Source organism: Pseudoalteromonas neustonica, from assembly GCF_001653135.1.
Taxonomy (GTDB): domain Bacteria; phylum Pseudomonadota; class Gammaproteobacteria; order Enterobacterales; family Alteromonadaceae; genus Pseudoalteromonas; species Pseudoalteromonas neustonica.
This window is the reverse complement of record NZ_BDDS01000002.1, coordinates 331,065-344,911: the sequence shown is the minus strand read 5'-3', so window position 1 is coordinate 344,911 and position 13,847 is coordinate 331,065. Positions and strand designations below refer to the sequence as shown.

The following is a 13,847-nucleotide window of genomic DNA, read 5'->3' as shown; positions in this document are numbered from 1 at the left end:
AGCTAATTTATAAAAGCCGCGATTATCGTATTGCGGCTTGTTAGTGTTAGGCTTGGCAATTAACTACAACTCGACCTCGTATTGTTCCTGCCATTAAGTTATTAGCTGCTTCAATGACATCAGGTAGGCTAATTTCGGTCGATATTTTATCTAAGTAGCTACTTTCTACAAGCTCAGCTAAACGTTGCCATGCTTCTACTCTGTCAGGTTTTGGGCGCATAACACTGTCAATACCCATTAATGAAATCCCGCGCAAAATAAATGGGGCTACGGACGCAGGTAAATCCATACCTTGTGCCAAACCACACGCTGTCACAACGCCGCCATATTTTAATGATGCACAAATATTAGCAAGTGTGTGGCTGCCAACAGAGTCAATAGCCGCGGCAAATCGTTCTTTAGCTAACGCCTTACCTGGAGTTGATAATTCATCACGATGAATTACTTGTTTTGCTCCAAGTTGTTTTAAGTAATCTGTTTGTTCAAGGCGCCCAGTCGCAGCAACTACGCTGTATCCTAATAGGTTTAATAGATACACGGCAAAGCTTCCTACGCCACCGTTTGCACCTGTGACGAGTACATCACCAGAGTCAGGTGTTATGCCTTGTTTTTCAAGTGCTATAATACTGAGCATAGCAGTGTATCCTGCTGTACCTATCTGCATCGCTTGTTTAGGTGATAATTTTACGGGGAGTGGAATAAGCCACTCTGAGTTTAACGATGCTTTCTGTGCAAGTCCACCCCAGTGTTTCTCACCCACACCAAAACCGTTGAGCAAAACGAGTTGACCGTTTTGGAATTCATTAGACGTAGTTTTGGTGATTTTACCTACTAAATCAATCCCGGGGATCATTGGAAAAGTACGTACAACAGGGCCTTTTCCTGTAATGGCTAAGCCATCTTTGTAGTTAAGGGTACTAAAAAGTACGTCTAACTCAATATTATTGTTGGGTAATAGATCTGTTGTTATTGTTTGCAACGCGGCTGTATAGGTATTATCAATGTTATTAATAACAATGGCTTTAAATTCATTTTTCATGTTGAATCCTTTTAGACCGATCGTCTTTTAATTGGGAAATAAAATGCGCAATTACCTAAGCAATGCGCGTAAAAACATTTCTGTGTAGAGCGTTAGTGGGTAGGGGGTTTTGGTTAGTTTTGCACGCATTACTGCACCTTCCCAGCCTATCCAAAAATACTCACTCATTTGGTGGGTATTAACAGTGCTTGAAATGACATTATCTTGCTGGGCTTGATCTAAACAAACCTGTATAAGGCTTTGCCATGATTCGTAGCACTGTACTAGTTTAGTGTTAAATTCATTATTTAAATGGTTTAACTCTTGATTTAGGTTACCAATTAAGCAACCTCGATTATAATCGTATTTATGCATCGAACGTGCAGCACTTTGTGTGAAATTAACAATGCGCTCTAAATAAGGTGCATCACTTTGCGATAAGTAGCGATTAAGTTTGGCTATAAAGTAGCTATTATAAGCATCAACAACCTCCAGTCCATAAGCTTCTTTACTGCTAAAATAATGGTAAAACGATCCTTTAGGCACACCTACTTTCTTTAAAATTGTATCGAGCCCTGTTGCACTAAAGCCAAATTCAGTGAGAGTTTCCACGCCTGCTGAAATCAATAATGCTTTTGTGTCGGCATTACTGCGATTAGCTTTTGGTGGGCGACCACGTCGCGGTTGCTGTTCGGTATTTTTTATCATATACATATATTAGACCGATCGTATTTATATGTGCAAGTAATAATTTTATTCGTAAAAATATTGCGATTGTTAACTTATTGATTATGTTTTTTTCGATAAAGTAAGAAATATAAGAACTTCTTTAGATTTAAATAGTTGAAATAAAATTGTCATAATTACATTTATTTTAGGAACTATCAGAGATATTGACTGGTCATAATTAAAGCAGATGAGTACCTCTGATTGATTAGATTGCCGTAAACTTTGTATGAATATAAATCGCTGAGTCAGTGGTATGACCATATTGCTTTTTAAAATGTTAATTCATTTTTGCATCAGCAGCTTAGTTAATGTCAATTTATTTAATTGCATTTGTGATTTGAATTTAACAGTTTTATTAACTATTCATTAAATGTAGATGTCATAAACGCTACAAATATATAAATATAAAAGGTGAGGATTTACCTATGAAGAGACAGAAAAGAGATCGGTTAGAAAGAGCTCATTCTCAAGGCTTTAAAGCAGGCTTAGCGGGTCGTTCAAAAGACCTTTGCCCTTATCAACAAATAGATCCTAAATCAGAATGGTTAGGTGGTTGGCGTGAGGCGATAGATAGTCGTAACTTGTATAAGACCTAAAGGTTAGATCAAATTTAAGCAAAAACGCCTCGCTAAAATAGCGAGGCGTTTTTGCAGCAATGTTTTAAAATTAAAACGCGCTAGTATCTTGAAAAAGGCCTACTTTAAGATCTTTTGCTTCATAGATTACACGGCCATCAACTTCAACGGTGCCGTCAGCCATTCCCATGAATAAACGTCGTTTAATTACGCGCTTCATCGTTAAACGATAGGTAACTTTTTTAGCGGTAGGTAACACTTGGCCAGTAAATTTAACTTCACCTACACCTAAAGCACGACCAAGACCAGGACCACCTGACCAACCAAGGAAAAAGCCAACTAATTGCCACATCGCATCTAAACCAAGGCAGCCAGGCATTACAGGGTCACCTTTAAAATGGCAATCAAAAAACCATAAGTCAGGGTTGATATCTAGCTCTGCAACTATTTCACCTTTACCGTGTTCACCACCATCATCAGTGATCGAAATGATGCGATCCATCATTAACATGTTATCACTTGGCAAGCGGCAATTGCCTTCACCAAACATATCGCCTTGACCACATAGGATCAAATCTTCTTTTGTATAGCTATTTTTAGGTTCCATAACACTTTTTCGTCGCTTAGAAATTGCAGAGTACTTTAGCGTACACTTGTACGCTAAACAACTCTGAGCAGTTAAAAAATAGTTGATTAGCACGTAAATCAATCTAAAAAGATAAATAACATGTTAATTTCACGTTTAAAATAAAAGAATTTTTATCAAATTCTGTCATCAAGACTTCAAAAAAATAGACGAAAAATTAAGGATATGCTTAAACTTAATGTTGCATATATCTAATTACGTCTTATTTTCATTAATGCGTTAGTTAAATGGCTTTTAATTCAAACCTAAACTCGCTTCTTGAGGTGGTTTGGGTATAATTAGCCTGATTTTTTAACCAGTATAAAGGAAGTTTATGATCCTTTTTGTTAACGCACTTACAGTAATTGATTTTTCTTATCTGTGTAATAAACGAGGCGCAGTTGGCGAAAGCTGGATTGTTGATTTAACGTTGCACGGTCAATTAAATGAAGAATCGATGGTTCTCGATTTTGGTTTAGTTAAAAAACAGATCAAAGGTATTATTGATGATTGTATTGATCATAAGCTAGCGATACCGTCAATTATTCAAGGTGAAGTAGTCGCATATGATGACTATAGAACACTTGATTGTACTTTTGGTGACGGCCATCACTTAGCGATGAGTGCGCCGCATCAAGCATTTTGTATGATCGATGCACCTGTTATTAATGAACAATCAGTCATCGACTTTTTAATCGCTACAATTATGCCGCAACTGCCTAGTAACATAGACAAAATCGAGATTGAACTAAAGCCTGAGCATAGTAAAAGCTTTTATTATCATTACAGTCATGGGCTTAAAAAGCATGACGGGAATTGCCAGCGTATTATTCATGGCCATCGGTCACAAATTGGTATTGCATTAGATGGTATGGCTATGCCTCGTTTACAAAAACAATGGGCTGATAAATGGCAAGATATCTATTTAGCGACCGCTGAAGATGAAATTAAAGCAGAGCAATTAATTCACATCACTGCAAAAAAAGATGATTTATGTTTTGCATATACGGCTGCCCAAGGTTATTTCGAAATGGTACTGAGTAAGGTTCGTTGCGATATTTTACCCGTAGATACAACCGTTGAATGTATAGCAGCTTACTTAGCTGAACAAGTTAAATTAGTACACCCTGATAATGATGTAAAGATTACGGCATATGAAGGTGTCGCTAAAGGGTCAATTTGTTATGCGTAATTTTATTTTAGTAGGCGCATTATCAACATTAAGCTTTTTTAGCCAAGCAGTCGAATTAAAAGGCCATTTAACGCAAGGTGGTTTAGTCACCGGGCAGCTTGAAGACGCTACTTTGATAAAGTTTAATGGTGAGCCATTAAAAGTAACAAAGGAGGGTTTTTTTGCATTTGGCTTTGGCCGTGATTCGCAGCTTAAGCACACTTTATCGTGGGTTGATAGCAACAGCAAGGCACACGAGCAACCTATATTGATCACCAAGCGTGATTATAATATCGATAAAATCACCGGTGTTGCTAAAAAATATGTATCGCCACCTAAAGAGGTGAGTGCACGTATCAGCCGTGAAGCTGTTGCTGTTCGTAATGCACGAAAAGTAGATTCAGAACTAACCTACTTTTTAGATCCTGTTTATAAACCTGCCGAAGGGAGGATTTCGGGTGTTTATGGTAGTCAACGTTACTTTAATGGAGAACCCCGCAGGCCTCATTTTGGCTTAGATATTGCCAATAAAACGGGTAGTCCAGTGTATGCGCCTGTAAGCGGTACTGTTGTTTTTGCTGATGTTGATTTGTATTATTCTGGCGGGACCTTAATTTTAGATCATGGGCATAGCGTTACATCAACTTATATTCATTTGAGTAAATTAGATGTAAAAGTAGGTGATAAAATTATCCGTGGGGAAAAAATAGCTGAAATAGGTGCTACAGGACGAGTGACTGGCCCGCATTTAGATTGGCGTTTTAATTGGAAGGGCGAACGCCTTGATCCAGCTCTTATGATGTTAGACACATTAGCAAACAAAAAGTAGAAACTATGACAACTGAAGTAAATCGTGAAAAGATTATTGCACAGCGAATTATTGATTCAACAACATCTGTTACTAAAACGGTATTCCCTGGACGGACAAATCACCACAATACTTTATTTGGTGGTGATGCATTAGCATGGATGGATGAAGTCGCATTTATTGCAGCGACTCGTTTTTGTCGAAAGCCACTAGTCACTATTTCATCTGATCGAGTCGACTTTAAAGAAGCAATTCCTGCAGGAACGTTTGCTGAACTAATATCAAAAGTTGTTCACGTTGGTAATACAAGCTTAAGAGTCGATGTTGAAATATTTTTAGAGACTATGCATAAAGATAACAAACACTCAGCAATTACAGGAAGTTTTACCTTTGTGGCTGTTGATGATAACCATCGTCCGACACCTGTTGTATGTGACAAAATGATTTATGGTTTCGATAAATAAAAAGTATACGAATAAGCTTAAATTGGGCTTATTCGTAACACAAATAAGAACACATCATACTTGATTTTAAATAAATAATAATAAGCACCTTTGATAATCTTTACTAAAATAATTATCAAAGGAGGGGTTATGGCAATATTTCTCGGTGGGGTTTATATTTTTGTATTGTTCTTGGCTTTTAACAAAATAGATAACTATGTGTTGGATTTAATAGCCTCTTTTAGAGGCCAGCTAATTTATTGCTTGGTCTTAATTAGTTTACTGCTATTTTTGAAGATTAAAAAAACGGCTATGGTTTTATTAAGTATTTCTTTTGTTTTGCTGTTAGCTCACTATGCACCATTTCAAAGTAAATTTAACATAACAAAAGAAGATAAAATCACGGTTAAATTAATAAACCTGCATTACTATAATCAGCATATTAAAACTGTGCTACAAGATTTTTATGAAGAAAATACATGGGACATTTTAGTTCTTCAAGAGTTTAATGATACACATCGTAGTGAATTAACTAAGTTTAATGAACAATTTTCACTCTACGGGTATGACTCAGTAGAAGGTTCCCCGTTTGGTATTGTGGTTGTTTCTAGACTGCCAATTATATTTCGATATTTAAATACACAGGAAAATCGAAAGCTTGGTTATATTAAGTTAGGTTTTTTAAAAAATGACGAAGTACTGTATGGCTTTTTTTTACATCCACCTTCACCTCGTTCAAAAAAGCTTTGGATGCAACGAAACCAGTTACTTCGTGTGTTAACTACAGCTGTTACAAGTACTGATAGTAGTTGGTTTATAACAGGGGATTTAAATACAGTTAGCTGGTCTCGTTATTTTCCAAGTGATCTCGGTGAAACATGCGTTGACGCCTACGGTATTTATTCTAGCTGGTCTCCTTTTAGTCAGTTATTTAGTGAAGTTACAGGGGTACCGATTGATCACTGTATTGTAAGTGAAAACATTAAACTTAGAGAGGTCTATTTATCAACAATAAAAGGTAGTGATCATCGTTCTTTAACATTTAAAATGATAGAAAGGTAGATAATGTTCACAGCATTTTTTTGCGTAAACAACTATTTTCAATTAACAACCTAATAAGCATCACTAATTCAAAATTATCCCATGGTTTGGATGTTATCAAATGAGCAATGTTTTGTTTAATCGCAGACTTAGATGTTTCTAAATCTGCATAGCCTGTGAGCAACATTCGTGAGCAGTCAGGTTGGATCTGTTTAAACTGCTCTAGCAAATTCAAGCCATCAATATTTGGCATAAGCAAATCAGAAATAACCAGATCTATTTCATTTTCTTTCGCATACTTAATCGCCTCTAAAGGATTAGTAAATAGAATAAGAATAAAGTCTGCTTTGAGTAAGCGATTTAAAGCTCGTAAAATCGCTTCGTCATCATCGACTATCACAATAGTATGTGACATTATTTATTTCCTACAAGGCTTTTAAGATCATAAAGTAGGTGTTTAAAATTTCGTTTATGAGGAAATAAATAAAATGCTTTTTGAGAACACATTAATGCTTTGCCTCGCTTGCCGACTTCTCTGTAAAACTCGCCATAACATTCATTAATTCTAGCTTTAACTTTAGCATTTTCTAAAAAACTTAAGTTTTTGATATTACGATTAACAATTTCAACCATCGCGGTCAGTCTGTTAAGTCTATTTGCCGTGATTGAATTACTTCTCATTAAGTAATGCATAGCACATTGTTGTGAATAGGCAACATTTCCAATATTCGCTAGTTTTAACCAGCAATCTAAATCACTTGCGCTGGTTAGTTTATTATCAAAACATCCAGCCTCTATAATTGCGCTTCGACGGACCATGACTGTTGATGTGCCGACTACGTTTGCGTACATTAATTTACTCAGCGCATCATCAAAGGTTTTGTAATCATTTATAAGAGACTTACTTTTAGAAAAATTAGCTTCAGGCCAATACTCAAAGCACTTAATAATCTCTTTGCCATCTTCTGTTATGTGCATGTAATCTGTAAACGAGAGAACACAATCAATATTTTTTTTCATATAATTAAATTGTGAAAATAACTTATCCTCACACCAATAGTCATCAGCATCCAAAAAAGCTATATATTCTGATTGTGCTTTTTCAATTGCTAAGTTTCTAGCATTAACAACTCCTTGTCTGCTTTGTTTGATCAGTACAATCTGAGGGACAGTTTTTTGTTCATGTTCTATCCAGTCAACGCTACCATCTGTTGAACCGTCGTCGATAATAATAATCTCTACTAATATGTTTTTTTGCATAACAATACTATCGATACATTTAGCTAAGTAATCTATACAATTGTAATTTGGGATTATAACGCTAACATCAGGTTTCATATCCATTCTCTCTTTAATTACCTTAAGTAATACTACGCAATTACGAAGCCAAGATTTAATGCCCATTTAAACACTGTTTTTAAGTTTTAATTTGTTAAACGCATTGCATTTTGCAAGTATTTTGCAAAGCGGTGATAATATGAGCGGTTTTAGTGGTTTTTTATAAGGCACGGATATTGCCACTTAATAGTTAATATATATTCTTTGGGAATTAACTATGAAACACATTGGCATCCTTGTACCAAGCTTTCCAATTGCATCTGAAACTTTTGTAATCACTGAAATTAACGCATTAGTAGCTACGGGTCATAAAGTGACTGTTATTACGTTTGAAAAAACAAAGCTGGTAACAGCTTTAGATATCAATGTTAATGTTGTAACAATAGATAAACCATCAATTATAAGCATCTCGAATTTTACTACAAAATTACCTACGCTTTTTAAAGCACTGAATTACTCAAATAAATTTAAATCTATTTCAACACCATCATTATTAGCTTATGGAAATGAGATTGCTCGTTTAATTAATAAATTCAATATAAACCATCTGCATTGTCACTTTATGCATGGTCCATTAGCTTATGGGATCATCGGCGCTAAAATTGCTGGGATCACTGTATCGTCTATAGGTCATGGCCACGATGTGTATGTTAATAAAGCTGATTTAGAGCAAAAAGTTGCATTGTGCGACTTCTCTGTTGCTGTATGCAAAGACATGGCTGACCAATTTAAGGAATACTCAAAAAACTCTATCAAGTTACTTCATTGTGGTATCAGCCTTGAGCAATTTAGGTTTTCACCTAGATCACTTAATGAGTCTGTTAAGTTATTATTTATTGGTCGTTTAGTGGAGAAAAAAGGCTTACAATTTTTATTACCTGCTTTAAAGCAACTGCCTAATGAATTCAATATTACATTGGATGTAGTAGGGGACGGCCCAATGTTAAATGATTTGATTTATATGGCTGAGAAACTAGGAATTCGAGATCAAATCAAATTTTTAGGCAAAAAGTCTCCTGATTGGATCGCTCAAAATACTATCCAATACTCTGCACTTATCGCTCCATTTTGCATTGCTAACAATGGCGACCGTGATACAGGTCCCGTTGTATTAAAAGAAGCTATGGCCTGCGGTGTACCTGTACTAACTACTAGTCTTATGGGGGCGAATGAAATAGTAACTAATCAAGTAGGTTATAAATGCTTACCAGGGAGTATTTCTGATATCACAAAAATGATCTATAAGTTTTACTTGCTAACACCACATCAACGCTTTGAAATGGGCCAAAATGCAAAGAAACTTGTTGCTAAACAATTTAATGCAACGCATCAGGCAAAAAAACTCTCACAATGGGTGCAAGCCCTATAGGAGAGCCTATGACAGGCTTAAAGCAAATACTATATTTTGGTATATCTGTTGTCGTTGTTAAAGGACTTGGGTTTTTATTACTGCCAGTAACGACAAGGCTTTTAGATTTAACAGAGTTTGGGGAATTAAACTTTTTGGTTTCTGTCTCCTCGGTGTGTTCACTTTTGCTATGTTTAGGTTTGCCAGAGCTTTTATTTAAACAACAGTATAATGACAACCGATTAAAGCTTGCTTTGTTTAGAGATTGTTTAGTTTTAAGCGCTGTTGTTTGTAGTTTATTTATTGTAATTGCTTTGATTTTTACACATAAAATTATTGTGCATTTACCTGCTAATGTGGCACCACTTGATTTTCAACTGTTATGTATCAACTTGTCCTTATCCGCTTTACTAGCAATACCTTATACATATTTTAGAGTTTACAATTTAGCTAAACATTATTGCGTATTAGCCGTCTGCCATGGTTTATTACAAACTGTAGTTACGATCTCATTATTACTTTTGGGAAAAGGCATCACCGGTGTCATGTTTTCAGGAATGATCAGCACGTTACTGATTTTGCTCATTGCGCTATTTTTTGTAATAAAAAAATTAACAATTACCTATGCATCCATTTCATGGCGACTCAATAAACAACATAGCGCTTTTTTATTGGCTATCATAGTATCGTCACTATGTGTGTACGCTGGCAATGGCGCTGAAAACTGGTTTATTGTTGCCCATGAGGGAGAAGCCGTCTTAGCCCAATATTATGTTGCTGTACAGTTTGCAGTTATGACTTCTTTCACGTTCGAACCAATTAGAATGTGGTGGTTTGCCAAGCGTTTTGACTTTATAAAAGAAGACAAAGTTAACTACAGTTTTAGTGCGGTGCGCAGTCTTAATATTGGTTTAGCGTTATGCGCTATTATGCTGATACTAGCTCCAATATTATTCAATCTGGTTTTACCTTCAGCATATCAAACAAACACTTGGTGGTTACCCGCCTTAATAATTATTGTTGCAATAAGGCATCATAGCGATATTTTAAATATAGGCTGTTTTATGCATAAAAATGGCTTGTACGTAACATTAATAAATGCATGTGCAGCAGTAATCGCAATGATTGGGTTATGGTTGTTGGTTGCAAATGAAGGTGTTAACGGTGCAATTTTAGTATTGTTAATAATGCAGTTATTTAAAGCAGCCAGTTTTTTTGTGATAAGCCAACGACTTGAAAAAATACAAATTAACGTCAAAGACTTAATAGTGAGTTGGATTTCACTTGCTTGTTTGTTCTGTAGCGTAGTCTTTTACCCACAATGGTTTGTTTTACATATTGGTATCCTAACTGCATTTTTAGTTTTTCTTTCATTACTCTATAAAACAGATATTCAGCGAGTAATTAAAGCTTTCCCTACAAGGCATGTTGATGCATCAATTTTATAAAAATAATAGTCATCTTATTAATGCAAGCTTAGTTACATTTTTAGTAGTTGGGTTGTATCTTCAACTGGGTCCTATTGCTGTATTTGCTTTTTTGATTCTACCTTTTGCCGCATTTACAGCAGTTAAAGTAAGTGTGGCCTTTATTATTTTATTTATTTTATTTAGTTATTTTAGACTACACGAAGCATTCCCTGTGCTAATGCCTCTGAAGATCCCCAAGCTTTTAGCATTGGCGTCTATTTTAGGGATCGTGTGGCATTTATTTATTTCAAAAAAACTTAAGCCACATTGGAGTACAACTCATCTAATTTTTGTAATTTGGTTTGTGTGGCTCACAGTGTGTGTATTTAGTGCTTCAAATAAAGGGATCGCAATAGAATATTGGTCAGGTGTATTGGTCAAAGTGCTAATTATGGTTTTCGCTATTAGTTGGTGGATGACATCTCTTTCTCATTTTAATAGTGTTCGCCTAGGTATTATGGTGTCGGGGGTTACCATTGCAATTGTTGCTTTAAGCAATAAAATCAATGGTATTGGCCTAGTAGAAGGCACTCGGGTTACGATTTCTCGCGATATTCGCTCTCAATTAGGCGACCCAAATGATTTGTCTTTAGTATTGATGTTTCCAGTCTCTTTTTTAGCCGCCGAGATGTTTAACACAAATGCACACTCGTTGCGTAGATTGCTAGCTGCAATCGGTTTGCTATTAGCAATATCAGGAGTTATAGCAACACAAAGCAGAGGAGGGTTACTCGGTATTGCTGCAATTATATGTTTTTTCTTATACCAAAAAATTAAAAATCCGCTAATCGTTGCTGGTATCGGCGTAGTAGGGATGTTGGTACTTATGATTTTTGCCGGTATTACTGATCGTCAAAGCGGAGGGGCTCAAGAAGGCGGCGTTGATGAGTCGGCAATGGGACGTATTTATGCATGGCAAGCGGCTATTAATATGGCGCTTGCTAATCCTTTAACAGGGGTTGGAGTGAATAACTTCTTTGTTAATTATTACTTTTACAGTCCGCATTGGGATGGCAAGAATCATGCAGTGCATAGTACATGGTTTCAAGTATTAGGAGAAACGGGCTTTGTTGGACTATGTATTTTTATTCTAGTTATAGTCAGCATTTATAGAAGTTTGTCGCGAGTTTTTACGCTTATAAAAATTAACCGTAACGACAACATTGCAATAAATGCTTCGGCACTAAAAGCCGGTTTAATTGGCTTTATGGTATCTGGAACCTTTTTAACTCAAGCATTTACTTGGCCTTTGTACATAATTTTAGCACTGACAATTGCATTAGAAAAGCTTGCACTTGAAAGTCAAAAGGAGTTATAGCATGATTTTAAATTTCAAAATGTGGTTAAAAAATAGTGATAGTTCATTAGCTAAGTCACTTTTTAAAATCGCAAAAACCATTCGAAATCCGCAAATGTTCGTCATTCCAGGATTGCATTTTGCGATCTATAAATTACATAATTTTCTCATTACAGTGGTGAGTGAATTAATGCGCATTTTTTATTTTACGCCACTTTTCAAAAGCCAAATTAAGGGTTCAAAACAAGGGCTCTTCCTTTATTCCGGTATGCCGCAACTACTGGGTAATATTGAAATTAGTTGCGGTAATAATAATCGTATTTCGGGAATAAGTACGTTTTGTGCAAGAGGGAGTAACGGTATGACGCCGAAACTTATTATTGGAAACAACGTTGATATTGGATGGCAAAATGCATTTTCAGTAGGTCGATTAATAGTGCTTGAAGATGATGTACGCCTAGCTGGACGTGTCTTTTTAGCTGGTTTCCCAGGGCACCCAATTGACTGTGATAAACGCGCAGCAGGCTTACCCGATGATGAGTCTCAAGTAGGTGATATAGTCATAAAACAAGGCGCATGGATCGGCACAGGCGTTACTATACTCGCTGGCGTAACAATAGGTCGCGGGGCAATAATTGGGGCAGGCAGTGTAGTGACCAAAGATGTTCCAGCAATGACTATCGCTGCGGGTAATCCAGCTAAAGTCGTAAAAAATATAGAGGGCTGATATATGAAGTTTGTTGTTTTTGGAGAAGATTGGGGGAGACACCCAAGTAGTACTCAGCACTTGTTTAAAGAATTATCTGAAAAGCATGAAGTGCATTGGATAAATTCAATCGGAATGAGGAAGCCAAGCATTAAAGCTGTTGATATTAAAAGAGTTCTCCAAAAGTTGATGCAACTCTTTAGCAGCAATACGAACAAAAAAAATCAAGCAACGTCTGCTGAAAATGATAAGTTAATGAAAGTGTATAATTTATTTATTTTACCATGGCATGACTTTAATTTAGCGAGGATGTTTAACCGTTATTTATTTTCACGCTGTTCATTCTTAAATGAACAGCCTATTATTTATTGGTTAAGCGTACCCACTGCCATTTCTCTAATATCCCCACGAAAAGGAATCGATCGTGTTGTTTATTATTGTGGTGATGATTTTAGCGCATTAGCGGGGGTTGATCATCAAATGGTTGAGCCATTTGAATCTGCATTGATAAAAAAAGCTGATTTAATCTACGTTATTAGCGATTTTTTGGCTGATAAAATGCCCAAAGAAAAAGTAGAATTACTAACTCATGGTGTTGATTTTGATTTATTTCATAACAGAGCAGTAAAAGCAATTGAGCTCAAAGGCATAAATAAACCAAAAATAGGCTTTTATGGCTCTTTAAATGCTTGGCTAGATAAAGCGCTATTATACAAATTAGCTACCAGTCGTACTCAATATGAGCTGGTTCTTGTTGGAAATATAAGCGATGATTTTAGCGACTTGTTGGCGCTTTCCAATGTGACGCATATAAATGCTGTTGATCATGCTAGGCTTGCTCAATTTTCACAACATTGGCAAGTTTCGTTACTCCCTTTTATAGATAATGAGCAAATAAGAGCTTGTGATCCCCTCAAACTAAAGGAATACCTTGCATGTGGTACTCCGATCGTAGCCACCAGTTTTCCCGCTGTAAATAAATACCAAGAAACTATTTTAGTTGCTCATGATCATGATGGATTTATAACACGCGTTGATATAGCAGTTCAATTAAGCTGCGCAACTGAGTTCTCTTTCAGCGAGATACAGTCAAACTTAGCAAGTAACCACAGCTGGCAATCGAAAGCATCATTAGTGGAATCCCATTTAGTAAATCTCAGCGACTAAATTTGCCTGATTTAATCTGAACCTCAAATTTTACTGTTGGTGTGCTTATTCCTCTAAATTTTTCATCATTGTGGCTCACAACCTGCAGCTATTAATTTAATAGTTTGTTTTA

15 protein-coding genes are annotated in these 13,847 nt (G+C 36.1%); 10 read left to right on the top strand and 5 right to left on the bottom strand.

Features of this window, described 5'->3' with window-relative positions:
• Positions 1 to 46 precede the first annotated feature (46 nt).
• Positions 47 to 1,039 carry an acrylyl-CoA reductase (NADPH) gene (gene acuI, locus A7967_RS04865; protein ID WP_054204566.1) on the bottom strand — a complete coding sequence of 331 codons (993 nt, stop codon included), beginning with the start codon at positions 1,037 to 1,039 and terminating at the stop codon, positions 47 to 49.
• Between the two features lie 51 nt (positions 1,040 to 1,090).
• Positions 1,091 to 1,726, bottom strand: a complete 636-nt coding sequence (gene acuR, locus A7967_RS04860) for an acrylate utilization transcriptional regulator AcuR (protein WP_082355623.1) — start codon at positions 1,724 to 1,726, stop codon at positions 1,091 to 1,093.
• Between the two features lie 446 nt (positions 1,727 to 2,172).
• On the opposite strand from acuR, the gene rmf reads away from it, so the two are divergent.
• Positions 2,173 to 2,343, top strand: a complete 171-nt coding sequence (gene rmf / locus A7967_RS04855; protein WP_054204567.1) for a ribosome modulation factor — start codon at positions 2,173 to 2,175, stop codon at positions 2,341 to 2,343.
• A gap of 70 nt (positions 2,344 to 2,413) precedes the next feature.
• Here rmf and fabA read toward each other — a convergent pair whose 3' ends face one another.
• A complete protein-coding gene (gene fabA / locus A7967_RS04850; protein WP_054204568.1) occupies positions 2,414 to 2,929 on the bottom strand; it encodes a bifunctional 3-hydroxydecanoyl-ACP dehydratase/trans-2-decenoyl-ACP isomerase in 516 nt (171 codons plus the stop codon).
• 352 nt (positions 2,930 to 3,281) lie between these two features.
• Here fabA and A7967_RS04845 point away from each other — a divergent pair, with 352 nt between their 5' ends.
• The 4 genes from A7967_RS04845 (at position 3,282) to A7967_RS04830 (ending at position 6,431) form a co-directional block, all read left to right on the top strand.
• Positions 3,282 to 4,139: a 6-carboxytetrahydropterin synthase gene (locus A7967_RS04845; RefSeq protein ID WP_054453535.1), complete on the top strand. Its 858-nt coding sequence runs from the start codon at positions 3,282 to 3,284 to the stop codon at positions 4,137 to 4,139.
• A complete protein-coding gene (locus A7967_RS04840; protein ID WP_054204570.1) occupies positions 4,132 to 4,947 on the top strand; it encodes a M23 family metallopeptidase in 816 nt (271 codons plus the stop codon). Before A7967_RS04845 ends, A7967_RS04840 begins: the two co-directional genes overlap by 8 nt.
• A 5-nt stretch (positions 4,948 to 4,952) precedes the next feature.
• Complete coding sequence (locus A7967_RS04835) at positions 4,953 to 5,390, top strand: acyl-CoA thioesterase (protein WP_054204571.1); 438 nt, start codon at positions 4,953 to 4,955, stop codon at positions 5,388 to 5,390.
• Between the two features lie 129 nt (positions 5,391 to 5,519).
• Positions 5,520 to 6,431 carry an endonuclease/exonuclease/phosphatase family protein gene (locus A7967_RS04830; protein ID WP_054453537.1) on the top strand — a complete coding sequence of 304 codons (912 nt, stop codon included), beginning with the start codon at positions 5,520 to 5,522 and terminating at the stop codon, positions 6,429 to 6,431.
• 7 nt (positions 6,432 to 6,438) lie between these two features.
• On the opposite strand, the gene A7967_RS04825 is transcribed toward A7967_RS04830, so the two are convergent.
• A complete protein-coding gene (locus A7967_RS04825; RefSeq protein WP_054204573.1) occupies positions 6,439 to 6,825 on the bottom strand; it encodes a response regulator in 387 nt (128 codons plus the stop codon).
• A complete protein-coding gene (locus tag A7967_RS04820; protein WP_316244662.1) occupies positions 6,825 to 7,814 on the bottom strand; it encodes a glycosyltransferase family 2 protein in 990 nt (329 codons plus the stop codon). The genes A7967_RS04825 and A7967_RS04820 overlap by 1 nt, the downstream gene beginning before the upstream one ends.
• A 151-nt stretch (positions 7,815 to 7,965) precedes the next feature.
• Here A7967_RS04820 and A7967_RS04815 point away from each other — a divergent pair, with 151 nt between their 5' ends.
• Genes A7967_RS04815 through A7967_RS04795 form a run of 5 tightly spaced genes read left to right on the top strand, consistent with a single transcriptional unit; the run spans position 7,966 to position 13,735 of the window.
• Positions 7,966 to 9,117: a glycosyltransferase gene (locus A7967_RS04815; protein ID WP_054204574.1), complete on the top strand. Its 1,152-nt coding sequence runs from the start codon at positions 7,966 to 7,968 to the stop codon at positions 9,115 to 9,117.
• Between the two features lie 8 nt (positions 9,118 to 9,125).
• A complete protein-coding gene (locus tag A7967_RS04810; RefSeq protein ID WP_064435464.1) occupies positions 9,126 to 10,544 on the top strand; it encodes a lipopolysaccharide biosynthesis protein in 1,419 nt (472 codons plus the stop codon).
• On the top strand, positions 10,528 to 11,883 hold the full coding sequence (locus tag A7967_RS04805) for an O-antigen ligase family protein (RefSeq protein WP_054204576.1): 1,356 nt from the start codon (positions 10,528 to 10,530) through the stop codon (positions 11,881 to 11,883). Before A7967_RS04810 ends, A7967_RS04805 begins: the two co-directional genes overlap by 17 nt.
• Before the next feature lies 1 nt (position 11,884).
• Entirely contained in the window at positions 11,885 to 12,589 is a 705-nt protein-coding gene (locus A7967_RS04800) for an acyltransferase (protein ID WP_064435463.1), read from the top strand.
• A 3-nt stretch (positions 12,590 to 12,592) separates the two neighbouring features.
• A complete protein-coding gene (locus A7967_RS04795) occupies positions 12,593 to 13,735 on the top strand; it encodes a glycosyltransferase (protein ID WP_064435462.1) in 1,143 nt (380 codons plus the stop codon).
• The last annotated feature ends 112 nt before the right edge of the window (positions 13,736 to 13,847 follow it).

Bases quoted from the DNA above. Each gene is read 5' to 3' on its own strand.
- acuI (WP_054204566.1), bottom strand. From the start codon at position 1,039: ATGAAAAATGAATTTAAAGCCATTGTTATTAATAACATTGATAATACC.
- acuR (WP_082355623.1), bottom strand. From the start codon at position 1,726: ATGATAAAAAATACCGAACAGCAACCGCGACGTGGTCGCCCACCAAAA.
- rmf (WP_054204567.1), top strand. From the start codon at position 2,173: ATGAAGAGACAGAAAAGAGATCGGTTAGAAAGAGCTCATTCTCAAGGC.
- fabA (WP_054204568.1), bottom strand. From the start codon at position 2,929: ATGGAACCTAAAAATAGCTATACAAAAGAAGATTTGATCCTATGTGGT.
- A7967_RS04845 (WP_054453535.1), top strand. From the start codon at position 3,282: ATGATCCTTTTTGTTAACGCACTTACAGTAATTGATTTTTCTTATCTG.
- A7967_RS04840 (WP_054204570.1), top strand. From the start codon at position 4,132: ATGCGTAATTTTATTTTAGTAGGCGCATTATCAACATTAAGCTTTTTT.
- A7967_RS04835 (WP_054204571.1), top strand. From the start codon at position 4,953: ATGACAACTGAAGTAAATCGTGAAAAGATTATTGCACAGCGAATTATT.
- A7967_RS04830 (WP_054453537.1), top strand. From the start codon at position 5,520: ATGGCAATATTTCTCGGTGGGGTTTATATTTTTGTATTGTTCTTGGCT.
- A7967_RS04825 (WP_054204573.1), bottom strand. From the start codon at position 6,825: ATGTCACATACTATTGTGATAGTCGATGATGACGAAGCGATTTTACGA.
- A7967_RS04820 (WP_316244662.1), bottom strand. From the start codon at position 7,814: ATGGGCATTAAATCTTGGCTTCGTAATTGCGTAGTATTACTTAAGGTA.
- A7967_RS04815 (WP_054204574.1), top strand. From the start codon at position 7,966: ATGAAACACATTGGCATCCTTGTACCAAGCTTTCCAATTGCATCTGAA.
- A7967_RS04810 (WP_064435464.1), top strand. From the start codon at position 9,126: ATGACAGGCTTAAAGCAAATACTATATTTTGGTATATCTGTTGTCGTT.
- A7967_RS04805 (WP_054204576.1), top strand. From the start codon at position 10,528: ATGCATCAATTTTATAAAAATAATAGTCATCTTATTAATGCAAGCTTA.
- A7967_RS04800 (WP_064435463.1), top strand. From the start codon at position 11,885: ATGATTTTAAATTTCAAAATGTGGTTAAAAAATAGTGATAGTTCATTA.
- A7967_RS04795 (WP_064435462.1), top strand. From the start codon at position 12,593: ATGAAGTTTGTTGTTTTTGGAGAAGATTGGGGGAGACACCCAAGTAGT.